The 26723-nt window shown below is 58.6% G+C and carries 21 protein-coding genes; 13 read left to right on the top strand and 8 right to left on the bottom strand.

The genetic code is table 11. The annotated features are described in order from the left end of the window. Positions 1 to 25: 25 nt before the first annotated feature. A complete protein-coding gene (locus ACIPF8_RS01155; protein WP_400416617.1) occupies positions 26 to 613 on the bottom strand; it encodes a TRAP transporter small permease in 588 nt (195 codons plus the stop codon). Further along, entirely contained in the window at positions 610 to 1629 is a 1020-nt protein-coding gene (dctP, locus tag ACIPF8_RS01150) for a TRAP transporter substrate-binding protein DctP (protein WP_400416616.1), read from the bottom strand. The genes ACIPF8_RS01155 and dctP overlap by 4 nt, the downstream gene beginning before the upstream one ends. Before the next feature lie 262 nt (positions 1630 to 1891). Between dctP and ACIPF8_RS01145 the strand changes: the two genes are divergently transcribed. Beyond that, the gene (locus ACIPF8_RS01145) at positions 1892 to 2581 is read left to right on the top strand and encodes a GntR family transcriptional regulator (protein WP_400416615.1); all 690 of its coding nucleotides are present in this window, start codon (positions 1892 to 1894) and stop codon (positions 2579 to 2581) included. 54 nt (positions 2582 to 2635) lie between these two features. Here ACIPF8_RS01145 and ACIPF8_RS01140 read toward each other — a convergent pair whose 3' ends face one another. Beyond that, positions 2636 to 3103, bottom strand: coding sequence for a MaoC family dehydratase (locus ACIPF8_RS01140; protein ID WP_400416613.1), 468 nt, complete (start codon positions 3101 to 3103; stop codon positions 2636 to 2638). 178 nt (positions 3104 to 3281) lie between these two features. Here ACIPF8_RS01140 and ACIPF8_RS01135 point away from each other — a divergent pair, with 178 nt between their 5' ends. From ACIPF8_RS01135 to ACIPF8_RS01120, 4 genes are all read left to right on the top strand, one after another. Then, positions 3282 to 3668, top strand: a complete 387-nt coding sequence (locus ACIPF8_RS01135; protein WP_400416612.1) for a DUF2946 domain-containing protein — start codon at positions 3282 to 3284, stop codon at positions 3666 to 3668. Positions 3669 to 3884: 216 nt separating this feature from the next. After that, complete coding sequence (locus tag ACIPF8_RS01130) at positions 3885 to 6116, top strand: TonB-dependent receptor (RefSeq protein WP_400416611.1); 2232 nt, start codon at positions 3885 to 3887, stop codon at positions 6114 to 6116. A 23-nt stretch (positions 6117 to 6139) separates the two neighbouring features. Beyond that, positions 6140 to 7609 (top strand): PepSY-associated TM helix domain-containing protein, encoded by a 1470-nt coding sequence (locus ACIPF8_RS01125; RefSeq protein ID WP_400416610.1) that lies wholly within the window; start codon positions 6140 to 6142, stop codon positions 7607 to 7609. A 155-nt stretch (positions 7610 to 7764) separates the two neighbouring features. Next, positions 7765 to 9495 carry an alpha/beta fold hydrolase gene (locus ACIPF8_RS01120; RefSeq protein WP_400416608.1) on the top strand — a complete coding sequence of 577 codons (1731 nt, stop codon included), beginning with the start codon at positions 7765 to 7767 and terminating at the stop codon, positions 9493 to 9495. Between the two features lie 33 nt (positions 9496 to 9528). Here ACIPF8_RS01120 and selD read toward each other — a convergent pair whose 3' ends face one another. The 3 genes from selD to ACIPF8_RS01105 form a co-directional block, all read right to left on the bottom strand. After that, entirely contained in the window at positions 9529 to 10584 is a 1056-nt protein-coding gene (selD, locus tag ACIPF8_RS01115; protein WP_400416607.1) for a selenide, water dikinase SelD, read from the bottom strand. A gap of 63 nt (positions 10585 to 10647) precedes the next feature. Beyond that, entirely contained in the window at positions 10648 to 11709 is a 1062-nt protein-coding gene (mnmH, locus tag ACIPF8_RS01110) for a tRNA 2-selenouridine(34) synthase MnmH (RefSeq protein WP_400416606.1), read from the bottom strand. Positions 11710 to 11790: 81 nt separating this feature from the next. Further along, complete coding sequence (locus ACIPF8_RS01105) at positions 11791 to 12408, bottom strand: TetR/AcrR family transcriptional regulator (protein WP_400416604.1); 618 nt, start codon at positions 12406 to 12408, stop codon at positions 11791 to 11793. A 129-nt stretch (positions 12409 to 12537) separates the two neighbouring features. On the opposite strand from ACIPF8_RS01105, the gene ACIPF8_RS01100 reads away from it, so the two are divergent. Both ACIPF8_RS01100 and ACIPF8_RS01095 read left to right on the top strand, forming a co-directional pair. Beyond that, complete coding sequence (locus ACIPF8_RS01100; RefSeq protein WP_400416603.1) at positions 12538 to 13389, top strand: metal-dependent hydrolase; 852 nt, start codon at positions 12538 to 12540, stop codon at positions 13387 to 13389. Between the two features lie 133 nt (positions 13390 to 13522). Further along, positions 13523 to 14140, top strand: a complete 618-nt coding sequence (locus tag ACIPF8_RS01095; protein ID WP_400416602.1) for a DUF2242 domain-containing protein — start codon at positions 13523 to 13525, stop codon at positions 14138 to 14140. Positions 14141 to 14247: 107 nt separating this feature from the next. Here the strand turns inward: ACIPF8_RS01095 and ACIPF8_RS01090 are convergent, their stop codons facing one another. Further along, positions 14248 to 16179, bottom strand: a complete 1932-nt coding sequence (locus ACIPF8_RS01090; protein WP_400416600.1) for an autotransporter outer membrane beta-barrel domain-containing protein — start codon at positions 16177 to 16179, stop codon at positions 14248 to 14250. 210 nt (positions 16180 to 16389) lie between these two features. Between ACIPF8_RS01090 and ACIPF8_RS01085 the strand changes: the two genes are divergently transcribed. Beyond that, positions 16390 to 16857, top strand: a complete 468-nt coding sequence (locus ACIPF8_RS01085; RefSeq protein WP_061533720.1) for an Lrp/AsnC family transcriptional regulator — start codon at positions 16390 to 16392, stop codon at positions 16855 to 16857. A gap of 3 nt (positions 16858 to 16860) precedes the next feature. Here the strand turns inward: ACIPF8_RS01085 and metC are convergent, their stop codons facing one another. Beyond that, the gene (gene metC, locus ACIPF8_RS01080) at positions 16861 to 18066 is read right to left on the bottom strand and encodes a cystathionine beta-lyase (RefSeq protein ID WP_400416599.1); all 1206 of its coding nucleotides are present in this window, start codon (positions 18064 to 18066) and stop codon (positions 16861 to 16863) included. A 318-nt stretch (positions 18067 to 18384) separates the two neighbouring features. Here metC and ilvD point away from each other — a divergent pair, with 318 nt between their 5' ends. The 5 genes from ilvD (at position 18385) to ACIPF8_RS01055 (ending at position 26639) form a co-directional block, all read left to right on the top strand. Next, positions 18385 to 20259: a dihydroxy-acid dehydratase gene (gene ilvD, locus ACIPF8_RS01075; protein WP_400416598.1), complete on the top strand. Its 1875-nt coding sequence runs from the start codon at positions 18385 to 18387 to the stop codon at positions 20257 to 20259. 352 nt (positions 20260 to 20611) lie between these two features. Next, positions 20612 to 21880, top strand: a complete 1269-nt coding sequence (locus tag ACIPF8_RS01070; RefSeq protein WP_400416596.1) for a TIGR03862 family flavoprotein — start codon at positions 20612 to 20614, stop codon at positions 21878 to 21880. 91 nt (positions 21881 to 21971) lie between these two features. Then, the gene (locus tag ACIPF8_RS01065; protein ID WP_400416595.1) at positions 21972 to 22859 is read left to right on the top strand and encodes a hypothetical protein; all 888 of its coding nucleotides are present in this window, start codon (positions 21972 to 21974) and stop codon (positions 22857 to 22859) included. 187 nt (positions 22860 to 23046) lie between these two features. Beyond that, positions 23047 to 25698 (top strand): DNA mismatch repair protein MutS, encoded by a 2652-nt coding sequence (gene mutS / locus ACIPF8_RS01060; protein ID WP_400416593.1) that lies wholly within the window; start codon positions 23047 to 23049, stop codon positions 25696 to 25698. Further along, complete coding sequence (locus ACIPF8_RS01055) at positions 25698 to 26639, top strand: hypothetical protein (protein ID WP_400416591.1); 942 nt, start codon at positions 25698 to 25700, stop codon at positions 26637 to 26639. The genes mutS and ACIPF8_RS01055 overlap by 1 nt, the downstream gene beginning before the upstream one ends. Positions 26640 to 26723 lie beyond the last annotated feature (84 nt).

Below are 26723 nucleotides of genomic sequence, written 5' to 3'. Positions count from 1 at the left end.
TCATTATGTTTTTTAGAAATGCCCATTACTTTTCCGTGATGGTTTGTTGGTTGGCGGCCTGCTTGCGATCAGTCAGGCGCGCCAGCACCTGCACCAGTATCTGCAAGGTCAGCACGGTCATGCCGAGCGCCATTAAGGAATAAGGAATCCACAGCGGCGGCGCGAAAGTGGAGGAAGTCGTCTGCCCTTCCGACCAGGCCTCATGGAACAATGTCCACGATTTCCACGAAAAGAATCCGCAGAACAAAAACGACACCACATCGACCAGCAGCAAACGCAGCGCATTCACTGAAGCCGGAAGAATCGACGCCAAGGCTTCGATGCCGATATGGCCGCGATGCGCTTGCGCATAGCCGGAACACAGGAAAATCACGCCGACCAGCATGAAGACCGTGGCGTCGTCCTGCCAATCGGTAGGAACATGGAAGAAGTAGCGCGCCACCACTGAGTAGGTCATGATCAGCGACGTCAATATCAGCGCTGCCATGGACAAATACAGGGCCAGCTTGTTGAATCGGGCAAGCACACTGGACAAGACCGCCACGACCGGATTATCCGGCATGGCGGGCATTGTTGCTCCGGCGCTCGGCTGGGCGTCGAAGCCATGACTCATAGGAGTTTCTCCGCCAGCTTCAGCAACTTGGCGCAGTTATCATTTTTTGCCGCATAGTCTTTCCACGCGGTGTTGCGTGCAATGTCCTGCCATTTCTTGACTGTCGCAGCGTTCAGGTCGACCACTTTGGCGCCGGCCTTTTGATACACTGCCGCCACACCGGAATCGTCGAGTCGTGCAGCGTTCTCTGCAAATTTCTCCATATCGGCGCCAACCGCCATCACCGCCGCCTGCTGTTCCTTGCTCAGACGATCATAGGTCGCCTTGGAAATCATCAGCGGCTCCAGCATGTACCAATAAGCCTTGTCGCGGCCGCTGGTCAGGCTCTTCGACACTTCTTCCAGGCGGAAGGAAATCAGCGAAGTCGATGACGTCATGGCGGCATCCATCGCGCCGGTCTGCATCGCTGCATAGATTTCATTTGACGGCAGCGTCACAACCGCGGCGCCGGCTTCCTTCAGGATCAGATCCATCTCGCGCGAGCCGCCGCGGACCTTCAGGCCCTTCACATCGGACGGATCGATGATCGGCTTGGTGCGTGACGCCACGCCGCCTGCCTGCCAGATCCAGCTGACGATGATGACGCCCTTCTCCAGCAAGATGCGCGACAGCTCCTTGCCGACCTCGGCATTTTTCCAGGCCGCGCCTTGTTCATACGATGTCACCAGGCCAGGCATCAGGCCGATGTTAACTTCTGGCACTTCGCCGCCGGCATAATTGAGCGGCACCAGCGAAAAGTCCAAAGCGCCTTTGCGCAACGCCGAAAACTGGGAGTTGGTCTTCATCAAGGAAGAACCGGGATAAATTTCGAACTTCAGACTGCCCTTGGTGCGCTTGCCGACTTCTTCGGCAAACATGCGGGTCAGGCGATCGCGGAAGTCGCCTTCGCTGATGGTGCCGCCGGGAAATTGATGGGAGATTTTCAAGGCGCCAGATTGCGCCCATACTGACGACATTGACCAGAACGGTGTGGTCGCAAGCGCACCCAGCACCGCCCTTCTGCTGACTAAAGACATATCCCTCTCCTATGATTGGACAAACAACCGATACTGTCAGGAATCTCAAAAAAACTGCCACACGCCACAGTTTTTCGCTCCCCCTGTTATTAGCTACATTCCCGCGTTTACTTTTAATGCTTTTTTGCTGAAGATAGATGCTATGTATTCTTTTCGTATTGCCTTGTATACACAGTATTCCACAAAACATTTGTATGTCAACGATTAAATAGACATTACAATCCAATCTTGAATACACCATTCCAGAATAGCGGCTATCACTATGCTCACGACAAAAAATCGCTCAGAAACCCTGCGCGAAACAATCGAAGAGATGATCGCAGTTGGTGAATTGCGCCCAGGCCAGCATCTCGATGAAACCGACCTGGCAATCCAGTTCGGCGTTTCCCGTACCCCTATCCGCGAGGCCTTGATTCAACTGGCCTCGATGGGCATCGTAGTGACGCGACCGCGGCGCGGCACCGTCGTCGCCGAAATCGGCCCACAGCAACTGGTGGAAATGTTTGAAGTGATGGCGGAATTCGAAGCGATGTGCGGCCGCCTGGCGGCGCGCCGGATGAGCAGCGAAGAACATGTCGGCTTACTGGCCGCGCACCAGGCCTGTATGGAGGCGCGCGACGCCCACGATCCGGATACCTATTTCTACAAGAATGAAGCGTTCCACGACGCCATCTACGAAGGCAGCCACAACGCCTTCCTGGCGGCGCAGGCGCGCTCCCTGCACCGGCGCCTGCGCCCCTATCGTCGCCTGCAACTGCGGGTGCGCGATCGCCTCAACGTGTCATATCAGGAGCATGACAGCGTGGTGCAAGCCATCATCGCCGGCGACGGTGAATTGACGGCGGAGCGGCTGCGCCAGCACATCACGATCCAGGGCCAGCGCTTCGCCGACCTGATCGCCTCGCTGCCGCAACTGACCATCAAGCCCGAGCCGATCTACAAATACAATTAGGCAGCGCGCTCGCCTGTCGGCGCCTTTTGCAGCGCTATACTTCTTGAGGCATTATCAGAGGCGGCGCGAGACCACCATCTTGGCGGTAAATACCTGCAAGATGTCACCGTGCTGGTTGCGGGTCTCGCTGCGTACTGTCGCCATGCCGCGATCGGGCCGCGAACGCGACGGCGTGATTTCCAGCACTTCGCTCTCAACATGCAGCACATCGGTCGGCCGTGTCGGCCGCGGCCAGCTGATTTCCCCACCGGCGCCGATCACGCCGTCGGCCAGCGGTATCCCGCTGGTGACCAGCAGCCGCATCGTGATCGCCGCGGTATGCCAGCCGCTGGCAGCGAGGCCGCCAAACAAGGATTTTTTTGCGGCTTCGTCGTCGAGATGAAAAGGTTGCGGATCGAATTGCGCAGCGAACGCCTTGATCTGCTGCGCGTCCATCGCGTGTTCTCCACTGGAGAAGCGGGCGCCGACGGCCAGGTCATCCAAATACAGCACGGTGTCGGGACTGCGGGGGCTATCGCTCATGGTGGCTCCTGATTTGGTTTTATGAAATTGTCGGTGACGGATTGCAGCACCGACTGAAAGCCACAGCCTACCCGCAAGGCGGGAAAACGTCATCAACTTGTCTTAGGCGGGCCATCACAATATAATCGACACTCGGTATTTCATCCCTGCCCTCCGCTTACACCCTCGTAAGTTATCCATGCTACGTCTTCGCCGCCAGAAATTTGCTGTATGGGCTTGCCTGTTTGCCATCTGGCTGGGCGTGCTCATGCCGACCGTTTCGCAAGCGCTCAGGGCCAGCGAGACGGTGCAAATCAGCGGCGACATCTGTACGGCAACCGGACTGGTTCAGGCAACCGCCGACCATGACCATGGCAACTCATCGGCGCCGGTTGGCGACCACCTGAGTGCCTGCGGCTACTGTACGCTGCTGGCCGACAGTCCGCCGCCCGCGGCATCCTTTGATCTGTTGCTTGCCACTTCGGCAGTGGTATCGCATACCCTGTCACTGCTCTACACCTACCTGCCGCCACGCCCATTCCGCGGACGCACCCATCCGCTCGATCCGCCCCTGACCACTGCCTGATTAACGATTCGCCGACACCACCGTGTCGGCTAGCCTCCATTGCCTCGGCAATCCGGAGGACGCTTATTCATTGCCGTATTCATTGAAGTCCAGGGGAAAACCATGCCTGATTTGCGCAAGCAAACCAAGGGTGCCGCATCGCGCCGGTACTTGTCATTACATCAAACATCAAGCTTGTCGGCAGCACTGCTGCCGGTATCGTTGTTAGCACTACCCATGTTCGTCCAAACCGCCTGGGCGGCCGAAGACGATAACCGCACAGCCACCGAAGTGTTCGTCACCGCGACCCGGGAAAAACGGGCGATAGACCCCAACCTGCCCGCCAGCAGTGAACGTATCACCGCCGAACAATTGCAAAACCTGAACGTCATCAACACCGAAGATGCATTGAAATACATGCCGAACATGGCAATCCGCAAACGCTTCATCGGCGACGAAAACGCCACCATTTCGGTGCGCGGCAACGGCACTTCGCAGACTGCACGCGGCCTGGTTTATGCCGATGGCCTGCTGCTCAGCAATTTCCTCGGTAACACGCACAGTTTCCCGCCACGTTGGTCGATGGTGTTCCCGGAAGACATTGCGCAAGTGGATGTGATCTACGGTCCGTTCTCCGCGCTCTATCCGGGCAACTCGATGGGTGCAACCGTGGCCATCACGACCAAGATGCCGACCAAACTGGAAGCGATGATCAAGGCGCAGGTGTTCAGCCAGCAATTCAACCTGTTCGGCGTCGATGGCCATTTCGACGGCAACAAAAGTACCGCTTCGATCGGCAACAAGGTCGGCGATCTGTCTTTCCTGCTCGGCATCGACCACCTGTCCAACGCTGGCCAACCATTCGTCTACGCCAGCCAGCCGCGCTCGACGCAAGCAGCCGGCAGCGCCGCCATTCCGGTGACCGGCGCCTATCAATACACCGATCCGAACGGCGCTCCCGCCACCATTTTCGGCGTCAACGCCGAAGGCGCCGAGCGTGCAGTGCAAGACCAATTCAAGTTCAAGGCAGCCTACGACATCACGCCCACGCTGCAGGCCGGCTTCACGTTCGGCTACTGGCGCCAGCAGGTCAGCAACAGCACCCAGACCTTTTTGCGCGACGCCAACGGCAACCCGGTTTACTCCGGCCTGGTCAACATCGGCGGCTACCAATACAACCTGCCGGCCTCTTTCTTCGCGCCGGCAGCCAGCGAAAGCGAAAACCAGTTATATGGCCTGACGCTGAAAAGCCGCCATGCCAGCGGCTGGAATTACTCCGCCGTCGCTTCGTATTTCGATGTATCCAAAAGCATCGCCCGCTCCGCCAACAGCGGGCTGGCGAACAATCTCAGCGGCGTCGCCACCTTCGGCGACGGTTCCGGCTGGAAAACGCTGGACCTGACGGCCGACTACAAACCCGAAACCGTCACCGCCGGCAGCCACTGGCCGACCATCGGCTATCACTACGATAACTACTTCCTCGAAAACACTACCTACAACCTGGCCAACTGGCGCGGCAGCGACGGCGGCAGCTTCAACAATGCATTTGCCGGCAAGACCGAGACCCAGGCACTGTTTGCACAGGACGCCTGGCAACTGAGCCAGCTGTGGAAATTGACCTACGGCTTGCGTTACGAAGATTGGCGCGCTTACGACGGCGCTCGCGCAACCAGCAGCGCGGCCCAGCGCTACGACAATCGCCAGTTATCGTATTGGTCGCCGAAAGCAGCCCTGGCATTCAAGGCGACTTCCGACCTGACCTTGCGCTTTTCCACCGGCCGCGCCTACCGCTTCCCGACTGTCAGCGAACTGTTCCAGGGCAGCCTGACCGGATCCACCCTGGTCAACAACGATCCCAACCTGAAACCGGAAAACGACCTGGCAAAGGAACTCAGCGCCGAGTGGGCGCTGCACAACGGCTCGCTGCGCATGTCGCTGTTCGAAGACGACGTCAAGAACACCTTGTTCAGCCAAACCAACACCACCGTGTTCCCCAACGTCACCAGCATCCAGAACATCGACCGCGTACGTTCGCGCGGCATAGAACTCAGTTATGCCGGTGAAGACGTGCTGCTGCGCGGACTGGATCTAAGCGCAAGCGTCGGCTATACCCGCTCGATCATCCTGGAAAACAGCAAGAACCCGGCAACCGTCGGCAAGAACTTCTACCGCATCCCGCTGTGGCGCGCCAACCTGGTCGGCAGCTATCGATTCAGCGACCAGGTTACCGCCTCGCTGGGCGGTCGCTATTCCGGACGCCAGTACAACACACTGACCAACACCGACATCAATCCGGACACATTCGGCGGCACCAGTTCGTTCCTGGTGTTCGACAGCAAGCTGACCATCAAGCCGACCAGGAACACCGAAGTGGGCATCGGCATCGACAACCTGACCAACCGCCGCTACTACGTGTACTACCCCTATCCGGGCCGGACTTTCTACCTGGAAGCCAAGGTCAGTTTGTAGAACGCATTCAACAAGGAACCATCATGCAAACCTCTCTGCGGCAAGCACCGCTGGCCGACGCGACAACAGACACAACGTCGGTCGCATCACGCAATTACCGCATCCTGTGGCGCTGGCATTTCTATGCCGGCCTGTTCGTCATGCCATTCTTGATGGTGCTGGCGATTACCGGATCGATCTATGTATTCAAGCCGCAAATCGAAGGCGCGCTGTACGGCGACAAGCTGTTTGTCAGCGCCAGCAACCAGCCACGGCTAGGCTACGACCGGCTGCTGGCGATCGCCGCCGCCACCTTGCCGCCGGATGCAGTGGCGACTTCGCTATCGGTCAGCCAGAATCCAAGCCGCAGCACCGAAGCCGTGTTCCGCTTGTCGTCCGGCGACAGCGACAGCGTCTATCTCAATCCATACAACGGCCAGGTGCTGGGCACGCTCAGCGTCGAACATCGGCTGATGAAACAGGTCCGGCAAATCCATCGCGATTTGCTGCTGGGACGCTGGGGCGGCTGGTTGATGGAATTGGCCGCTTGCTGGACCCTGATCATGATCGGCACCGGCATCGCGCTGTGGTGGCCGCGCAAACAGTTTTCAGTATGGGGCAGCTTGCTGCCGCGCCTGAATTTGCGTGGACGTGCATTGTGGCGCGAGTTGCATCTGGTAGCCGGCATCTGGGTATCGATCGGCGCGCTCTTCTTCATCATGAGCGGCCTGCCATGGTCTAGCTTCTGGGGCAAGAATTTCCAGGCCATCGTGACCTGGGCCGGCTCTGCGCAGCCGAAGCCGGTTGCGAGCAGCGAACACAAGCACGACGATCACAGTGGCCACGGCGGCCATAGCGACCACGCACAACATGAGGCGATGGCCTCCATGTCGATGCCGATGAAGATGCAAGACCTGCCACTAGCCGAAGTGCCGTGGGCGGTCGGCGCCACCACGGTGCCGCAATCTCAAGCCGCGCCACTGCAACGCCTGTCGCTCGACCAGGTAGTCGCGATTGCAGCCAGCAACGGCATGCGCACCTACCAGCTGGCGCTGCCCAACAAAACCTCGGACGTATTCACCGCCGCCTATGCGCCGAGCGCCGGGGAATTCGTGCGTTCCGACCTGGACCGGCAACGTACGCTGCACATCGACCAGTACAGCGGCAAGATCATGAAAGACATGCGCTTTACCGACTACAACCCGGTCTCCAAACTGGTGACGCTGGGCGTGGCGCTGCACATGGGAGAATATTTCGGCCTCGCCAACCAGCTGCTCTGCGCCGCAGTTTCATTGGCGTTGCTGGGTATGGCGCTGAGCGGATTCGTGATGTGGTGGATGCGCCGTCCGCAACGCGCACTCGGCGCGCCGAAACGTGTGCCGCAGCCACCGCCGTCGATCAGGCGCTGGAAGGGCTACATGGCGCTCCTCGGCATCCTGTTTCCGCTGATGGGCGCGAGCATGATCGTGGTGTGGCTGGGCGATACGCTGATTTTCAGAAGCAATAACCCTTAGATTTGTCTTAATCTAAAAACAGCGATTGCTTCAAAAAAGACGACATGCAATTATCAAAATAACATCGAACATGATCAATTATGTCGATGCATCAACTTCACATCTTTTGATTGATGAGGAAGTGAAGCCCTCGAACAAATATTCGTGGAGATATTTTGATAAAGCTATTCAAAAACAATACGCGCCGATTAATAGTTTGCCCCGCCCGCAGATGGCCGCTCACATCGGGCCGCATAATCCCGGGCATTGCAATCATTGCCTGTCTCGGTGCGTTTTGCAGTTCGCCTTCCATTGCGCAAAGTACCCGGGGCATTGCCTGGCTACCCACATGTCCGGACGAGGGCTTCTCCGCGGAGGTCTTCGCCCGCACCCAGTGTGGCATCGTCACCGCTCCCCTGGATCACTTGAATCCGTCGAAAGGCGACATCCAATTTGAGATCAGGCGGGTGCGCGCCAAGAATCCGACAGAAAGAGAAGGCGCGATTTTCACCAATCCAGGCGGACCGGGCATTCCGGGCGGGTTCTTCGTCATGGGCTTGGCAGAAGTGTGGGGCAGTTATAAAACAGAAGCCCCTGGCGGCGACGCCTTCAAACGTATTACCGAGCGCTTCGACTTGATCGGTATCTCTCCGCGCGGTACCGGAAGCGTAGAGGCGATGCGTTTTGACTGTCGCTCAGACGAATTGATCGAGCCTCAAAATGATGTTACCGACGATCGCAGCGCCGAAAACATTCGGGCCATCCGCCGCAACGCAGGTATCGTCGCCCGCGGCTGCCTGGCCCAGAAAAATGTGCTGCATATCAATAGCGATCAGACAGCGCGCGACATGGAGTTCGTATGTGTTGCATTGAAGGAGAAGAAACTCAATTATTTTGGCGTTTCCTATGGCACCTGGCTGGGCGCCTGGTACGGCTCGCTATTTCCACGGCATGTCGGACGCATGGTGCTGGATTCAAACATGGATTGGACGAAGACATTTCAAGCAGCCGGCATAGCCCAAGCACCATCTAGAGAAGCGATTTTTAATAAATTCTCAGTCGAACACGCCGCGGCAAATCCGGAAATATATGGCATGGGCAGTAATCCAGCCGCAATACGAAAAATATTTTTGGACTTGCAACCCAGAGTGCGCGCCGCCGCCCGCTTCTACTTCAGCCCGGAATCGTTGATGGCCGCCCGAGCAATCAGTTTTTGGCTACAGCATGCACCCGATCTCGACAAAGACACGCTTCTTCAAATGGCCCAACAGCATGTGTTCAGTTCTGACGCGACAGTCAATCAGACTGCAAAATCGATCGCCGGATTCCAGATCAGCAGTATCTTCGACTCTTCTCCAACAATTAAGCCCGGGCCGTTAAACCTGAATGGCGCGACACGATATGCCGTTGCCTGCAATGACACATTCGCGGGCGGCGACGCATACTGGACAGCCAAGGAAAACGAATACGCCCAAAAATATCCATTTGGCGGAAGCGACATAACGGAACGATATTGTGCGCAATGGCGAGCAAAGAAACCGGTAAAACCACCTGTCGAGCAATTGGCGAAAACCGACAGCCTGCTGCTGGTACAAGCTGAGTTCGATCACTTCACTCCCGCTGCGCCGGCCTTTCACGCATTTGCCAACGTACCCAATGCCAGCATGGTCTACATCGAAGGTGTCAATGCCCATGGCATATTTACTTACGCCGCATATCCTTGCGTCAATCAGCACGTCGCAGCCTATCTCGCTTACGGTGCCAAACCCCAGCGCCTAACCGTTTGCCCGAAGCCAGATGAAACGCCTGCATCACTTTATACAATGCATTCAGACCCGGAACGAATAGAACAAATCATTCTCAGAATGAAAGAAATATCGGGAGATGTGGCCCCATACGTCAAGTAGCGCGACTCTTCCCGGGAATCCCGCGTCTCTAACTCAAGGAATCACGTCGACACCGCCACCTGTCGTCATCTCACCGATGACGGCAGCGTCGGCGAAGCCTTCACGGCGGAATAGTGCCAGCACTTCCTCAACGGCGCCGGCGTCGCAAGAGACCAGCAAGCCGCCCGAAGTTTGCGGATCGGTCAACAGGCTACGCTGCACCGGCGTGATGCTGTCGGCCAGCTTCACATCGTGGCCGTAGCCACTCCAGTTGCGGCCGGAAGCGCCTGTGATGTAGCCCTGCTCGGCCAGTTGCTGCACCTGCGGCAGCAAAGGTAGCAATCCCATGTTGAGCTTGGCCGACAGCTTGGCGCCACGCGCCAGTTCCAGCAAATGCCCCAGTACACCAAAGCCGGTGACGTCGGTCAAGGCGTTGACCCCCGCCAGCTCCGATAACAGTCGGCCCGGCTTGTTCAGCTTGGTGGTATTGTCGATCAATGCCGCATAACCGGCCGCATCCAGCGCGCCCTTCTTCAGCGCCGCTGACAAAATGCCGACACCGATCGGCTTGCCCAGGATCAGTTTGTCGCCCGCCTTGGCGCCGGCATTGCGCTTGACCTTGGATGGATGCACCAGCCCCAGCACCACCAGTCCGTAGATCGGCTCGACCGAATCGATGGTATGGCCGCCGGCAATCGGAATGCCGGCCTCGGCGCAGATCGATTCGCCGCCTTGCAGAATTTTGCCGATGACTTCGACCGGCAATTTATCGATCGGCATGCCAACCAGCGCCAGCGCCATGATCGGCGTGCCGCCCATGGCGTAGACGTCGGAAATCGCATTGGTGGCGGCGATGCGGCCGAAGTCGTAGGGATCGTCGACGATAGGCATGAAGAAATCGGTCGTGGCGATCAAGGCCTGTTCGTCGTTGAGCTTGTAGACCGCAGCGTCGTCAGCGGTTTCTATGCCGACCATCAACTCCTTCGGCACCGGAAAACCATTCGAATTCTTGAGGATTTGCGCCAGCACGCCGGGCGCGATCTTGCAGCCGCAGCCGCCGCCGTGCGAAAAGGAAGTCAGTTTGATGGCTGGTTCAATGAGGTCGCTCATGCTGGTCCTGGTATGTAGGTAGATAAAAGACGGCAGTCCGCGCCGTGCGCGCGCCATCGCAGTTCAACTATTCTGATGCAATTGCTTTGCCGCCCGCAAAAAGGCGGCATCTGAAATATCGGGCAGATCCAGTATCTGCGCATTGGAAAACTGCTCGAAGTTGCGCTTGATCGACTGCGCATAGGCCGGATCATAGTGCTTCAGCAACAGCTCATCAACCAACTCCCCGATGCGCCCCGACAAAGCCATTTGCTGCCATTGCCCAACCTTTTCGCGGCCGTGCACATAGGCCAGGCAAGCCAGTTGGGTATTCAGCGAAGCGGGATCGACGACGAAATGCGCATAATCCTCAATCAGTAGCCGCACCCGCTCCGGGCGCGCCAGGGCAACCGCAATACACGGCGAATTGCGCATTCGCTCCATCAGCATTTCCGGTACGCGCAGATTGCCGACTTTCTTGCTCTCGGATTCAACGAATACCGGCTGCTGCGGATCGAAACCTTGCAAGCGCTGCCAGATACGGCTTTCGAAAGTTTTTTGCGACGGCTGCTGTTCGCTCGGCAGATTGCCCAGCACCGACCCGCGGTGCGCCGCCATCTGCTCCAGATCAAGCACTTGTGCGCCCTGCTGTTCCAGCACCTGCAGCAGGCGGCTCTTGCCGCTGCCGGTCGGGCCGCAAATCACCCTGAAGGAAAATCGCTGCGGCAGTTCGCCCAGGCTCTCATTGACGTGGCGACGATATTCCCGGTAGCCACCGTCCAGCTGTACCACCGGCCAACCAATCTTGGCCATGATATGCGCCATCGCTCCGCTACGGTTGCCGCCCCGCCAACAATAGATCAGCGGCTCCCATTCGCGTGGCTGGCTGATGAACAGCGTCTCGATATGCTGCGCAATATTGCGGGCGATCAGCACCGCCCCCAGCTTCTTCGCTTCGAACGCATTGACCTGCTTGTACATGGTGCCGACCTGTATCCGTTGCGCATCGTCCAGCACCGGACAATTGATGGCGCCGGGAATGTGGTCTTCGGCAAATTCAGACGGACTGCGTGCATCGATGATGGTGTCGAACTGCGAGAGCCGAGGAAGAATTTCTGAAAAAGGGAGCAATGCCGGGTATTTCATGCGGGTTTTCTATAGGTTAGTGCAACAGCGGTACATGCATTATCGGTCATTTTGGCGCGCAACCCGATTGATGGCGCCCCGTCAGAAATCGCTGGACTGCGACAGCATGCCCCAAGCCAGCCGCACCAGTTCATCTTCGAACTCGATGCTGCCGAGCAGCGGCGACTTTTCCAGCGAAGCGCTGCGGATGGCGCCGATCACGGCACGCGTCACCACGAACATCATCGCCGGGGTCGGTGGCCGCAGGTACGGATGATGGATCCGCTGCATGCTGATGGCGATCCGTTCCGCCGTCTCGCGCAGGGCCTGGGTTATCTCCTCGTGATGGTCGTGTTGCCAGGCAAAGCGGATCATCGCCCGCTTGACGCTCCTGCCGCTGCCAAGTCCTTCGATATTGATGCGGATGAACTGCCGCAGGAAGGTTTTCGGATCGAGCTGATCGCTCTGGTTCTCGGCGCTTTCCATCAACGCATTCAGTTCATCCATCACGCGCCGCCGTTCGCGTGCGATCAAGGCCGACAGGATCGCTTCCTTGCTCGGGAAGTACTGATACAGCGTACCAATCGAAAAACCGGCCTTTTCCGCCACCTTGTTGGTGGTCAGGCCGGCTTCGCCTTCGCTTTCCAAAATCTGAGCAGTGGTCTGGAAAATGGTCTCTATTGTCCGTTGCGCACGCTCCTGCGTGGGCATTTTTCGCATGATTTCAGAGGAGGAAACGGGATTTCGCTTGGCCATATGGATACCTGTCAAAAACTGAGCAACTTGCGAGTTTAAAAACTGAATAAAGCTCAGTATAGTGTCTCTATCGTCATTTAACAAAGGCAGTCCGTGAACACATCCACACCATTGATGGTCAGGAAACTATTGGTCGACCTGTCGCAAGGCTTCCCGCGCCATTGGCTGGGCGGCAAGGCATTCCGCACTCAATACTTCAATGCCCTGTCGATGAGCTTTCCAGTCGGCGAACAGGAATTCATCGACGCCGTGCGCGCGGCGGCGGAAACGCTGCCGGCCGATGCCGACCACGCTTCTTTGCGCGCCACCATCCAGGATTTTGTCGGCCAGGAAGCGACTCATCGGCGTATCCATAGTCTCTATAACGAAGAATTGGCAAAGCAAGGACTGGTCAATCACTGGCAAGACTGGGCACGCAATCAGATCGAGCTGGGACTCCGCCGCAAAGTGCCCCCGCTAAGCAGGCTGGCCGTGACGGCAGCTTTTGAGCATTGCACTGCGGTGCTTGCCGACATCACGCTGCGCCATCCGGAAGTCCTGGACGACGCCGATCCAATGCTGGCCACGCTATGGCGCTGGCACGCGGTCGAAGAAACCGAACACAAGGCGGTTGCATTCGACCTGTTTCGCACCCTGGGTGGCGACCGCCGGACGCGCGTGCGCTGGTATATGTATGCGATGTGGAGTTTCACCACGAGGGCAACCGGACAAACCATCAACAACCTGTGGCACGACCGGGTGCTGTTCAAGCCCAGCACGTGGCTCGATGCGGCCAGCTTTTTCTTTGGCCGATACGGCTTGTTCTGGCTGACGATCGGACCGCTTTTCAGCTACATGAAGCGCGATTTCCACCCTTGGCAGCATGACAACCGTGAGCTGGCGACGACCTGGCTGAACGACAATGCAAGCCGCTACAGCATCGTGCGCGGACCGAAGGAAGCGTGAAGCCGCAACAAATCTGCAACACCAGCGCAACAAAACTCCCGGACTTCTGTCGAATCGACTGATTATTAGGAGCGGCAATGGACTAAAATGCCATCCGCCGCTTCCATTTAGCCGATTCAAGGAGTTTTCGTTTATGTTCAGGATGTCCAGGTTATCGCCCGCCTTACTCGCCGTCTCGCTGGCGGGCGTCCTCGCCGGCTGCTCGACCACAAAATCCGCGGTATACCAGGGCGAAGAATTCAGCGAAACCAGCACCTTCTCCCATGATTTTGCCAGCTCCGGGCCGGCAACCTGTGAGGCCGTGCGGCGCACCCTGCTGAGCCAGGGCTACATCATCAAACAGGCCAAGGCTGACCTGGTGGACGGCCACAAGCACTTCCAGCCGGAAAGCGATGTGCACGTCGAAATTGAATTCAATGTGGTGTGCGCCGCCAACGACAAACTAGGCAAAAGCACCACGGTGTTCGTCAGCGCCACGCAAGATCGCTACGCGTTGAAGAAGACCAACAACTCCGCCAGTGTCGGCTTGAGCGTGCTGGGTTCGGTCTCCATGCCGATCGGCAGCACATCAGATTCACTGGTGAAGGTCGCCAGCGAGACCATTCCTGCCGGACAGTTCTATGATCGCTTCTTCGGCCTGACCGAACATTACCTCGGCCTGGATGGCGGCGCCCCGGTGGTCGATTTCGACGACGAACCAGCGCTGCCGACCAAGTCGTCGGCCAAAACCTCCGACGAAACATCCCCATAAAATGTAGGGTGGGCACGCCTTTGTGCCCACGCGTCATGAACCTCCGGCATCGGCAAGTCCGTTCAGCGTGGGCACAAAAACGTGCCCACCCTACGATTCAAAACGCTTTAGAACGCTTTTTTCAGGCCAACCTGGAAAGAATTGATCTTGTTGCCGCCTGCGAACTGGCCGTTATAGCTGGCGTAAGCACTGAAATCGGTCGCCAGCGCAATGCTCGCTCCCAGTTCCACACGTGCGCTGTTGGATGGTCCAAGATACGCCGGCAAGCCGAAGCTGCCCGCCATGCCGACGATATTGGCGCGGACATCGCGTTCGCTATCATCGAATTCCTTTTCCCAAGCCAGCTTGGCAAACGGCTTCACTTCATATGAACCCAGCGTCAGCTTGCTGCTGACTTGCGCGCCCAGGCTGGATACCAGCGAATTGCGCGTTTGCGACTGGAAGTTCATGGCAGTGCTGTCGTTGCCGTTTTCCGAGTAACCACCAACATTCACCTGTTGCCAAGTCAGTGTGCCGACCGGGCTGAGCACCAGTGCGCCGACGTTGAAATCGTACTGGCCGCCGATGCGCAACAGGAATTGATGGCCGTTGGTGTCGCCGCTTTCACTACGCGTCGCCGGACCCAGCGCGATGTTACGGGTCACGTCGTTGTACTGCAGCGAACCGACCATGCCGATTGCATTCAGCGCCCAGGCGCCATCACGGTACTGAGTGTACGCCGACAACATCGCCTGATCCAGCTTGAAGCCGCCGGTATTGCCGCCGAACTCGGCCTTGTTATGGGCAAAACCAAAGGCGCCGCCAACCGTGACATTCTGGTTGACCGCGTAATCGACACCCACAGTCAAGCTGTTGGCCGAACCATCCAGGCCGGGATTATTGTTGTTGTGATCGAGACTCTGGTGCGTATTGTCATAGGCTGCATACGCTTCGACCTGACCGGCGCGCGGTGTCAGGCGCAAGCGATCGTCAATGGCGCGTGTGAAAGTCTGCGCGCTGGCCAGCGGCGCTTCGGCCAGCATGCCGATCTGCCCTGGCGCCTGCAGCACCGACACCACGTATTGCGCCAGGATCGCATGGCCGGCGCCGGTTGGATGCACGCCATCGGCGAACAGATAGGTCTGGTCGGCGTTCGGCGCCACCAGCGTCTGCAACGTGCAGTTGCCTGAAGAACTGGTGGTGCAAGCCGGGCTGGTGACATTGGTAAAGCCGTACAAGCCAGGATTAGCAATCACTTCACGCAACATGCCGAAGGCATTCAGCGCGATGATGTTGCCGCCCAGGCCGCTCAAGCCATTGTTCAGCGCGGTATTGAAACTGGTCGAAGAAGCCGTCCACAAGGTCGACAGCGCAGGAATCGCCGAACCTTCCGGAGTGCGTCCGATGTCCGGCAGATTAATGACCAGTACGGTGCCCGCACCGGCTTGCTGCAGGCGCTTGACCAAGCCGACCACATTGGCGGCTTCGCCGGTGATTTCCTGGATCGTCTGCACTGCGGTAGCGGTCTGCGTCGCCGGATTGAGCAGGGCCGCCATATTCGTTTGGGTGTACCCGAATACGTCATTGGCGCCGGCCCAGACCGTATACAACCCCTTGCTGTCCAGATGCGGATTCGCGGCAAGGTAGCCATTGACCTGACTCGTTACCGTCGGCACCAAAGGCCCCGTGGCCGCGCTGGGCCAACCATCCTGGCTGGTCACGCGGGCGCCGCCGACTGCATAGTCGGTGCCGCCGGCAGGCTGGGCGCCGCTTGGTGTCAGTATTGCGGCCGGATTAGCGGCAGTGCCATAGTGGTGCGCGACGATCTGCGCCCACACTGGATCGGGATTGGTCGTGAACGACGCTTGCTGGCCGACGCCGGTAAAGAATCCACTATCGGTCAGCGAGTCGCCGAAAAACACCATTTGGGAAAAGTTCGCCGCGGAGGCGGAGGAACTGACAATCAGTCCGGTGCCGAGTACGGCTGCCGTGCGGGTGACCAGCTTCAACGCGCGCGCCATCGGGCGCAGCCGGAATGGCTTAGCTAAAGATAAACTCAATTGTGTCTCCTTCTTGTATTTTTATGAATGCAGCGACGCTAATATCTGCCTCCTCGCCAGCGTTGTCAATCAAACTGCATAGACAAAACCCTCTGAAATCGTCGACACCATATTCGGGGGCCTAAACTGCTTGGTTTTTACGCCGGTTGTGCCAAACTATGTGGCGCATTTGGGCTGCCAGCGATGCCCTCCTCTACACTCAAATTGATCATGGATAAAATAGATAAACAGATTCTCGCCATCCTGCAGGAGGACGCCACCACGCCGGTCGCGGAAATCGCCGAAAAGGTGAATCTGTCGTCGACGCCTTGCTGGCGCCGCATCCAGAAAATGGAAGAAGATGGCGTGATCGTGCGCCGGGTGGCGCTGCTTGATGCCGGCAAGCTGAATGTTGGCGTCACGGTTTTTGTGCTGATCAAGACCAACCAGCACAACGCCACCTGGTATGAACAGTTCAGCAATACGGTGAAGATGATTCCGGAAGTGGTCGAGTTTTACCGCATGAGCGGCAACATCGATTATCTGTTGCGGGTGGTGGTGCCCAACATTGCCGCCTACGATGCGGTGTACCAGAAGCTGACGCAGTCGAACGCGCTGTTCGACGTCAACGCCAGCTTCGCAATGGAGCAGATCAAGCACACCACGGCGCTGCCGCTTGGTTATGCCGGGCTGGACTAAGGTTTAAAGCGCCTTTTCCATCTGCTTGAACGCCTGCCCCATATCACTCACCAGATCTTCGATATTTTCCAGGCCGACATGGATCCGCACCAGCGGATTCTGGTAGCTCTTCTTTGAAGCCACACGGGTCGGTGGTTTATCCAGCGGCAAGGCCAGGCTTTCAAAGCCGCCCCACGACAAGCCGATGCCGAACAATTCCAGGCTGGAGAAAAACTTCGACAAGGCCGGCCGGCCGACTTCTTTCAATTCAATCGTGAACAAGCCGCTGGCGCCGAGGAAATCGCGCTGCCACAACTTGTAGCCCGGATCGGATGGCAAGGCCGGATGCAGCACGCTTTCCACCAGCGGTTGGGTACGCAGGTATTCCGCCAACTGGATGCCGCTCTCCCAGTGCTGGCGCAGGCGCACCGACATGCTGCGCATGCCGCGCAAAGCCAGGTAGATATCGTCCGGACCGGCAGTCTGGCCGAAATCGTGTGCGCCGTGCTTGAGGATGCACCAGGCGCGTTCGTTGGCGCTGGCGACGCCGAGCAAGGCGTCGGAGTGGCCGACAATGTATTTGGTGGCGGCGTGGATCGACACATCGACGCCATGTTCAAACGGCTTGAAAAACAGCGGCGTGGCCCAGGTGTTGTCCAGCAGCACGTAAGCGCCGACCTTGTGTGCCTCTTCCGCGATCGCCGGGATATCCTGCACCTCGAAAGTCCACGAACCGGGCGACTCGACAAACACCACGCTGGTGTTCGGGCGCAGCAGATTGCGAATCTCGCCGCCGATCAACGGATCGAAAAATTCGACGTCGATGCCCATGCGGCGCAGCACGCGGTCGGCGAAGGTGCGGGTCGGGCCGTACACGCTGTCGGTGATCAGGACATGGTCGCCACTCTTGACGAAGGCCATGATGCTATGGGTGCAGGCCGACAGGCCGGATGGGAACACCAGGCAGTTGTGACCGCCTTCGAGCGTGGTGATGGCCTGTTCGAACGAACGCGTGGTCGGCGTGCCGAAGCGGCCGTAGTTCGACATCGGGTTATCAATCTGGCGGCTGGCTTCCCAGTCTTCCAGGTTGTTGGCGATGATGGTCGAACCGCGGAACACCGGCGTATTCACCATCCCGGCGAAGCGCGACGGCTCACGGCCGATGTGGGCCAATTGCGTGTCGACGTGGGCCGGCATCGAAGGTGAACCTGAAGTTTTATCGAAAGACATTGTGAAGCACTCCATCCAGAGCTGTACGGCGACATTACCTGGGTCTATTCTAGAGTTTGGAGTGGGGAAAATTATTGCAACTACGGAAGACAAATGAGATATTAATAGAATAATTTTCTATAAATAAATAAATTAAAGGTAAATTAATCCCCAATAATGGAATTATGTGGTTTTTCACCTCTAACGCACCTAGCAAATTTGCCCCCGCCATTAATATGCAAAACATATTAATAGACAACAAATCATATATTTGACATCGCGTAATGGGCAAGGCACTCTATTGCCAGCCTAAAAGCCATTCTTCTGGAGACTGAAATCATGCCGCAATATCGTTCCCGCACCACCACCCATGGCCGCAACATGGCCGGCGCCCGCGCACTCTGGCGCGCCACCGGCATGAAAGACGGCGATTTCGACAAACCGATCATTGCGGTGGTCAACTCCTTTACCCAATTCGTTCCAGGCCACGTCCATCTGAAGGACCTGGGCCAGATGGTCGCGCGCGAAATTGAAGCCGCCGGCGGCGTCGCCAAGGAATTCAACACCATTGCGGTCGATGACGGCATCGCCATGGGCCATGGCGGCATGTTGTATTCACTGCCGTCGCGCGAGCTGATCGCCGATTCGGTCGAGTACATGGTCAATGCCCACTGCGCCGATGCGATGGTGTGCATCTCCAACTGCGACAAGATCACTCCGGGCATGTTGATGGCTGCGATGCGCCTCAACATTCCAGTCGTATTCGTCTCAGGCGGCCCGATGGAAGCCGGCAAGGTGGTTGAAAAGCTGCCGGGCGTGGCCGTGATCGACCAAAAGATTTTCAAGATCGACCTGGTGGACGCCATGATCAAGGCTGGCGACGCCTCGGTCAGCGATGCCGACATCGCGGAAATCGAACGTTCGGCCTGCCCGACCTGCGGTTCCTGTTCCGGCATGTTTACCGCCAACTCGATGAACTGCCTGACCGAAGCGCTGGGCCTGGCCCTGCCCGGCAACGGCACCATCCTCGCTACCCACGCCGACCGCAAGGAACTGTTCCTGCGCGCCGGCCGCCTGATCGTTGAACTGGCCAAGCGCTACTACGAGCAGGACGACGATTCGGTACTGCCGCGCACGATCGCCAGCAAGGCTTCGTTTGAAAACGCCATGACGCTGGATGTCGCCATGGGCGGTTCCACCAACACCGTGCTGCACTTGCTGGCGGCGGCGCAGGAAGCTGAAGTCGATTTCAAGATGGCCGACATCGACCGCATCTCGCGTCATGTTCCTTGCCTGTGCAAGGTGGCGCCAATGACCGACAAATATCATATCGAAGACGTGCACCGCGCCGGCGGCATCGTCAGCATCCTCGGCGAACTGGCGCGCGCCGGCTTGCTCGATACCAGCCGTCCGACGATCCACGCGAAGACGCTGGCCGATTCCATCGCCAATAACGACATCACGCAAACCCAGGATCCGGCAGTACACAAGATGTTTAGCGCAGCACCCGGCGGCGTGCCGACCCAGACCGCGTTTTCTCAGGAAAAGCGCTTCACCAGCCTCGATACCGACCGCGACAACGGCTGTATCCGCAACAAGGCCCATGCCTACTCGCAAGACGGCGGCCTGGCGGTCTTGTACGGCAACCTGGCGGAAAACGGCTGCATCGTCAAAACTGCTGGCGTCGACGAAAGCATCCTCAAGTTCAGCGGCCGTGCGCGCGTCTTTGAAAGCCAGGACGATGCAGTGGAAGCGATTCTCGGCGACACCGTGCACGCCGGCGACGTCGTCATCATCCGCTACGAAGGCCCGAAAGGCGGCCCCGGCATGCAGGAAATGCTGTACCCAACTTCGTACATCAAATCCAAGGGCTTGGGCAAATCCTGCGCGCTGTTCACCGACGGCCGCTTCTCCGGCGGTTCGTCCGGCCTGGTGATCGGCCATGCCTCGCCGGAAGCGGCGGAAGGCGGCGCCATCGGTCTGGTGGAAGAAGGCGACATCATCGAAATCGATATCCCGGAACGCCGCATACACCTGAAAATCAGCGACAGCGATCTGGCGCAACGACGCGCAGCGATGGAAGCCAAAGGCAAGGATGCCTGGAAGCCAGTGAATCGCCAGCGTTACGTATCGCAGGCATTGCAAGCCTATGCTGCCATGGCCACCTCGGCCGATCGCGGCGCGGTGCGCGATATCAGCCAGCTCAAGCGCTGATTTCAAGCGCTGATTCTCAGGTCGGTTGCGCAGCGGCATGCATCAATGTGTCGCAGCGTAGACTTGCCAGAAAAAGTGTAACTCTATGTAAAAGAGGCCGGTGCGAACCGGCCTCTTTTCCGTATACTTCCATGTCGGAAAGCGTTTTCAACATACTCTGCAACGCTTGCCGGGAGCCATATTATCGGCCTCGATATGGTAAAGTTGCGAACCGTTTCCCGCAGCAGATTTTGCCCAGGGAAAACGGGATCGCAAACGTAATCGATTTCCCGGCGAATTGCATGGCAGTTCCCGCAATTCCTTCCGTTATCGCTCCCCTGAACCAAACTGTAGGATCGGCATCCACCGGCAGATGACATCGTTGAATCATTCCGAAGCGCAAAAGAAAACCGTGGCAATCATCGGCGGCGGTCCTGCCGGTCTGATGGCAGCCGAAGTACTGGCTGCCGGCGGCATCCAGGTCGAGGTGTATGACGCCATGCCTTCGGTCGGCCGCAAATTCCTGCTGGCAGGAAAAGGCGGCATGAATCTGACGCATTCCGAACCCTACGATGCCTTCCTGTCGCGCTACGGCTCACGCAAACCGGACATTGCACCGTTGCTGGACCAGTTCACCCCGGACGCATTGCGCGAATGGGTGCATGCACTGGGAATCGATACCTTTGTCGGTTCGTCCGGCCGGGTCTTCCCGACCGACATGAAAGCAGCCCCGCTGCTGCGCGCCTGGCTGCATCGGCTGCGCCAGGCCGGCGTGCAATTTCACATGCGGCATCGCTGGCTCGGCTGGAATGAAGCCGGTGCGCTGGTTTTCGAGACGCCGCAAGGCGCGCACACCGCCAGCGCCGATGCGGTAGTCCTGGCGCTCGGCGGCGGCAGCTGGGCACGGCTTGGCTCGGATGCGAAATGGGTGCCGCTGCTGGCGCAGCGCGATGTGCCAATCGCCCCGCTGCAAGCTGCCAATTGCGGATTCGACGTTGGCTGGAGCGAATATTTCCGTGGTCGTTTTGCCGGCGACCATCTGAAATCGGTCGCCATCACAATCGACGATAACGCCGGCGACCAACATGGATTCCGCAAGCAAGGTGAATTCGTTGTTACCGCCCACGGTGTCGAAGGCAGCTTGATCTATGCACTGTCGGCCGGATTGCGGGATCGGATTAGCGCCGAAGGCAGCGCCGTCATTCATATCGACCTGCTGCCGGATTGGCCGCTGCAGCGCGTGATTGACGAAGTCTCGCGCCCGCGCGGTGCGCGTTCATGGTCCAGCCACCTGCAAAGCCGGCTAGGCCTGAAAGGCGTCAAGACCGGCTTGTTGCGCGAACTGGTGGCGCCCGCCGACTTTATCGATCCGCTGTCGCTGGCCAATGCCATCAAGGCGCTGCCGTTGACCTTGCTGGCGCCACGGCCTATCGATGAAGCGATCAGCAGCGCCGGCGGCGTGACATTTGAAGGTCTCGACCAACAGTTGATGCTGCAGGCCATCCCGGGCGTATTCTGCGCCGGCGAAATGCTTGATTGGGAAGCGCCGACCGGTGGCTATCTGCTGAGCGCCTGCCTGGCTTCCGGACGTGCTGCCGGCAATGGCGCTTTAAGCTGGTTACACAGAGTTGCGGTAGCATGATCAGCTCGCCCGCGGAGCGTTTACTAATGAACCATGCAGCTTCCAGCGAAGCTGCTATCAAATTTGCAATCAAGTGGACAAGGTTGAATCGATGAAGGAAAGGAGTGTAGCCCCACGCAAGATGTCGTGGATAGATCGGCGGCGGGCAAATCGTCAGCGCACTCCCAAGATCGTTGGCGTGCTGATTTCGATCCTGCTCCACGGAGTCGGCATCTGGTATCTGCTGACCCAGTTGCCGACCGATGTCAAGATAGAATCGCCGGCGCCGGGCAACATGGGCACGGTCAGCATCACGCTGGCGCCGGTGCCGCATAGCGCGCCACCGCCTGTCAAGACACCGTCCAAGCCCAAAACCGCCCCAACGCCGGCCAAGCCGCGCAAGGCAACCCCAAAAGTCGTCCAGTCCCCGCGCGCGATCACCGCCATCACGCCGCAGACGATCGTTACGCCGCAGCCGGATGCGCCGAAATATCAGCAATCGGTTGAGGAAGATTTTTCTTCGCACATCCAGGCCTCGCGTGAGCGACGCGAAGCGGCGCAGGCCCAGGAACGGGCACTGGCCGGCGAAACCAGCCCGTCCGATGAAACACCACAAACCTCGAACGACATCGCTCGCGCCAACATCCAGGCGCAGCGCGGCTGGATGGGCCTCGATAAAGACAAGACCGGCGGCATTTTTGAAGTACGCGACAAAACACCGTTCCGCGCCACGTTGATTTTCCGCGGCTGGAGCGCCAACACCAGCCGCAATGCGATGCAGCAGATCCCGATCGAACGCGGTGGCGAGGACAGTATCGAAATGGCTGTCGTCAACAAGATGATCGAGTTGATCCGCAAGAAAACCGATGGCGACATCCCCTGGCGCTCGCAACGCCTAGGTCGCGTGATTACGCTCAGCGCGAGAGTAAAAGATACGGCTGAACTGCAGCAGTTCCTGATGCGGGAAATGTTCTTCCAGGATATGGCGCCCGGCCGCTGACAAGCACACCTCACCTGCCAGCCGCCATATGGTCCTTCGATTCCGGCTAAATCTGCAAAGTAATACCGATTGAGCAGTCTTCGGCTTACAATATCGCCTATATCGAAACCCAGCAATCAAGCGCCTGTCGCGGCGCTTGAGAAAGAACTCATTCAATGCAATCCAAATCCAGCAAACGGGCCGCCCAATGACGGTAGCGGCACAAAAAGTTTCACCCGGCATGCAGCAATATCTCGGCATCAAGGCCGACTATCCGGACACGCTCGTGTTCTATCGGATGGGAGATTTTTACGAACTGTTTTTTGAAGATGCGGAAAAGGCCACGCGCCTGCTCGGCATCACGCTGACTTCACGCGGCACCTACAACAACGCCCCCATCAAGATGTGCGGCGTACCATTCCATTCGGCCGACCAATATCTGGCCAAACTGATCAAGCTCGGCGAATCGGTGGCGCTGTGCGAACAGATCGGCGATCCGGCGACCAGCAAGGGCCCGGTTGACCGCAAGGTGCTGCGCGTGATCACGCCCGGCACCCTGACCGACTCCAACCTGCTGCCGGAAAAATCCGACCAGCCGTTGCTGGCGCTGTACGTCACCCAGCAACGCAAATCTCTCAAGGTCGGCCTGGCCTGGCTGTCGATGGCCAGCGGCGCCTTGAAGATGATGGAATTCGGCTGTGAGCCGGGCGACCTCGACACCCTGCTGAAACAGGAACTGGAACGCATCGCGCCGGCAGAGATCCTGACTGCAGACATGGCCGACGCGATGCTCGGCAGCGGCCTGGTCGACAAGGCCACCACTGTGCCCGAATGGCATTTCGATATCACCCACGGCCAGAAGTCCCTGCTCGACCAGCTTGCCGTCAGCACCTTGAGTGGCTTCGGCGCGGAAAACCTGAGCGCTGCAATCGGCGCCGCCGGCGCGCTGCTGCGCTATGCCCAGTCGACCCAGGGCAAGGGCTTGCAGCATGTGCGCACACTCACCGTCGAGACCGAAAACGAATTCATCGGACTGGACGCCGCCACCCGGCGCAACCTGGAACTGACCGAAACCATTCGCGGCCAGGATGCCTCATCCGGCGCACCGACCTTGTTCTCGCTGCTGGATCACTGCCGTACTGCGATGGGCTCGCGCCTGCTGCGCCACTGGCTGCATCATGCCAAACGCGAGCAATCGGTGGCCCGCGGCCGCCACGCGGCGATCGGCGCCCTGATTGCAGCCGATACCGGCAGCGCCATCTCGGGCACACTGAGCGCGGTACCGGACGTCGAGCGCATCACCGCGCGGATTGCCCTGCTGTCGGCCCGCCCGCGTGACCTGGCCGGCTTGCGCGACGGCCTGTTGCAGCTGGATTCCCTGCGCGCCGATATCGCCCTGTGCGGCAGCGACAACCAGGCGCCGTTGCTGCAGGAGCTGCGCTTTGCACTGGAAACCCCGGTCGATTGCCTGCAATTGCTGCAAACCGCGATCGCCACCGAACCGTCAACCATGGTGCGCGACGGCGGCGTCATCGCCACCGGCTTCGATGCCGAACTGGACGAACTGCGCGCATTGTCGGAAAACGCCGGGCAGTTCCTGATCGACCTCGAAACCCGCGAGCGCGCGCGGACCGGCATCGCCAACCTGCGGGTCGAATACAACAAGGTGCATGGCTTTTATATTGAAGTCACGCACGGCCAGACCGACAAGGTGCCGGACGACTATCGCCGTCGCCAGACCCTGAAAAACGCCGAGCGCTACATCACGCCGGAACTGAAGGCGTTTGAAGACAAGGCGCTGTCGGCGCAGGAACGCGCCCTGGTGCGCGAAAAAATGCTGTACGAGCAGGTCCTGCAAGACCTGGCGCCGCACATCGGCACATTGCAAAACATCGCCCATGCCCTGGCGCAGATCGACACGCTGGTAGCGCTGGCCGATCACGCCGCGCGCCACGACTGGTGCGTGCCACAACTGGTGGCCGAGCCGGCGATCCAAATTGAGCAAGGCCGCCATCCGGTAGTCGAAAAACAGATCGAACGCTTCATCGCCAACGATTGCCAGCTGTCCACCGAGCGCAAACTACTGCTGATCACCGGCCCCAACATGGGCGGTAAATCGACCTTCATGCGGCAAGTCGCCTTGATCACCCTGCTGGCCTATGTTGGCAGCTATGTACCGGCCAGCAGCGCGGTACTGGGGCCGATTGATCGCATCTTCACCCGCATCGGCGCTGCCGACGACCTGGCCGGCGGCCGTTCCACCTTCATGGTGGAGATGACCGAATCGGCCGCGATCCTGAACGGTGCCAGCGAAAATTCGCTGGTCCTGATGGATGAAGTCGGCCGCGGCACCTCGACCTTCGATGGCCTGGCGCTGGCCTGGGCGATTGCCCGCCATCTGATCGACGTCACCCGCAGCTTCACGCTGTTTGCCACGCATTACTTTGAACTGACCCAGTTGCCGGACCTGCATCCGTCCGCCGCCAACGTCCATTTATCGGCGGTCGAACACAAGGACAGCATCGTCTTCCTGCATGCCGTGCAAAGTGGCCCGGCATCGCAGAGCTACGGCTTGCAGGTGGCGCAGTTGGCCGGCGTGCCGACACCGGTGATCCGCGCGGCGCGCAAACATCTGGCGCTGCTGGAGTCGCAATCGGTGCAGGCAACACCACAGTTCGATCTGTTTGCGCAGGCCGCACACGCCGACAGCGAAAGCAGCGATACCGATTCAGCGGCCGATGCACTGGGCAGCGAATTGCTCGACGCCCTGGACGGCATCGATCCCGATGCGCTGACGCCGCGTGAAGCACTGGAGCAGTTGTACCGACTGAAACAACTTTCAATCTCTCCACAAAACTGATGAATGCCATTCTCCGGCTAGCGTTCATGCTGGCACTGACAGCAAGTGCGGGAACAACGCTAGCCGAGACGGCGACCTTCAGCTTTGGGGTCATCGGTCATGCTTTTCGCAACTCCTCCGACGAAACCGCCCTGCGCAACGCCATTGCCGAAACCGATGCCGACAACCTCGCCTTCGTGGTTGCCAACGGCATCAAGGCCGCTAACGAACCCTGCACCGACAAGTTATACGGACAACGCAAGACACTCTTGAGCAGTGCAAAAAACGGCTTGATCGTCTCCTTGTCCGCCAGCGACTGGGTCGGATGCAAGACCAGCGCCGATCGTTCAGCCGCGTTGGAACGCCTGAGCCGCATCCGCGATCTTTTCTTTTCCGACGAGTTTTCCTTTGGCGACAGCAAGATCCCGCTGATCAGGCAATCGACGTCGCCGAAATTCCGCAGCTACGTGGAAAATGCGCGCTGGGAAATCGGCAGCGTGGTTTTTGCCACCATCAACCTGCCCGCCACCAACAACCACTACCTGACAGAGGGCGGCCGCAACAGTGAATTCGAAGACCGGCAAATCGCCAACCGCGAATGGCTGCAGCGCATCTTCCTCAACGCCTCGCAAAAGAAAGCCGATGCGGTGGTGCTGTTTTGCGACGGTGACCCGTTGGTTGCGCAACATCACAGGGTCTTCGACTTCAACGTCAAACGCGACGGCTTTGCCGAAATTCGCCAGAAAATCAATGCGCATGCGGCGCAGTTCGACGGCAAGGTGCTGGTGATCCACGCCACCCGCGGCAACGGCTCGTCAAACTCTCCTGACATCGCCTGGCAACATAATGTGGGTGATCTGGAAGTGCCGGGCGGCTGGCTCAAGATCACATTCGATCCGACCGATAAAAAACTGTTCGAGTTGGTTAAGCCCGCCGATCCGCCGCCGCTATCCCGCCGCTGATCTCAAAAAAAAAAGATAAAAAAAACCGCAGCACATGCAAGCATGTCTGCGGTTTTTTCATTGCGCCGTCGTGACCTGCACGGC

Origin of the sequence: Collimonas sp. NPDC087041, from assembly GCF_044745265.1 — a bacterium.
In the GTDB taxonomy this organism is placed as follows: Bacteria; Pseudomonadota; Gammaproteobacteria; order Burkholderiales; family Burkholderiaceae_D; genus Collimonas.
This window is presented reverse-complemented; position numbering and strand designations above follow the sequence as displayed.

Bases quoted from the DNA above. Each gene is read 5' to 3' on its own strand.
- ACIPF8_RS01155 (WP_400416617.1), bottom strand. From the start codon at position 613: ATGAGTCATGGCTTCGACGCCCAGCCGAGCGCCGGAGCAACAATGCCC.
- dctP (WP_400416616.1), bottom strand. From the start codon at position 1,629: ATGTCTTTAGTCAGCAGAAGGGCGGTGCTGGGTGCGCTTGCGACCACA.
- ACIPF8_RS01145 (WP_400416615.1), top strand. From the start codon at position 1,892: ATGCTCACGACAAAAAATCGCTCAGAAACCCTGCGCGAAACAATCGAA.
- ACIPF8_RS01140 (WP_400416613.1), bottom strand. From the start codon at position 3,103: ATGAGCGATAGCCCCCGCAGTCCCGACACCGTGCTGTATTTGGATGAC.
- ACIPF8_RS01135 (WP_400416612.1), top strand. From the start codon at position 3,282: ATGCTACGTCTTCGCCGCCAGAAATTTGCTGTATGGGCTTGCCTGTTT.
- ACIPF8_RS01130 (WP_400416611.1), top strand. From the start codon at position 3,885: ATGTTCGTCCAAACCGCCTGGGCGGCCGAAGACGATAACCGCACAGCC.
- ACIPF8_RS01125 (WP_400416610.1), top strand. From the start codon at position 6,140: ATGCAAACCTCTCTGCGGCAAGCACCGCTGGCCGACGCGACAACAGAC.
- selD (WP_400416607.1), bottom strand. From the start codon at position 10,584: ATGAGCGACCTCATTGAACCAGCCATCAAACTGACTTCCTTTTCGCAC.
- mnmH (WP_400416606.1), bottom strand. From the start codon at position 11,709: ATGAAATACCCGGCATTGCTCCCTTTTTCAGAAATTCTTCCTCGGCTC.
- ACIPF8_RS01105 (WP_400416604.1), bottom strand. From the start codon at position 12,408: ATGCGAAAAATGCCCACGCAGGAGCGTGCGCAACGGACAATAGAGACC.
- ACIPF8_RS01095 (WP_400416602.1), top strand. From the start codon at position 13,523: ATGTTCAGGATGTCCAGGTTATCGCCCGCCTTACTCGCCGTCTCGCTG.
- ACIPF8_RS01085 (WP_061533720.1), top strand. From the start codon at position 16,390: ATGGATAAAATAGATAAACAGATTCTCGCCATCCTGCAGGAGGACGCC.
- metC (WP_400416599.1), bottom strand. From the start codon at position 18,066: ATGTCTTTCGATAAAACTTCAGGTTCACCTTCGATGCCGGCCCACGTC.
- ilvD (WP_400416598.1), top strand. From the start codon at position 18,385: ATGCCGCAATATCGTTCCCGCACCACCACCCATGGCCGCAACATGGCC.
- ACIPF8_RS01070 (WP_400416596.1), top strand. From the start codon at position 20,612: ATGACATCGTTGAATCATTCCGAAGCGCAAAAGAAAACCGTGGCAATC.
- ACIPF8_RS01065 (WP_400416595.1), top strand. From the start codon at position 21,972: ATGAAGGAAAGGAGTGTAGCCCCACGCAAGATGTCGTGGATAGATCGG.
- mutS (WP_400416593.1), top strand. From the start codon at position 23,047: ATGACGGTAGCGGCACAAAAAGTTTCACCCGGCATGCAGCAATATCTC.
- ACIPF8_RS01055 (WP_400416591.1), top strand. From the start codon at position 25,698: ATGAATGCCATTCTCCGGCTAGCGTTCATGCTGGCACTGACAGCAAGT.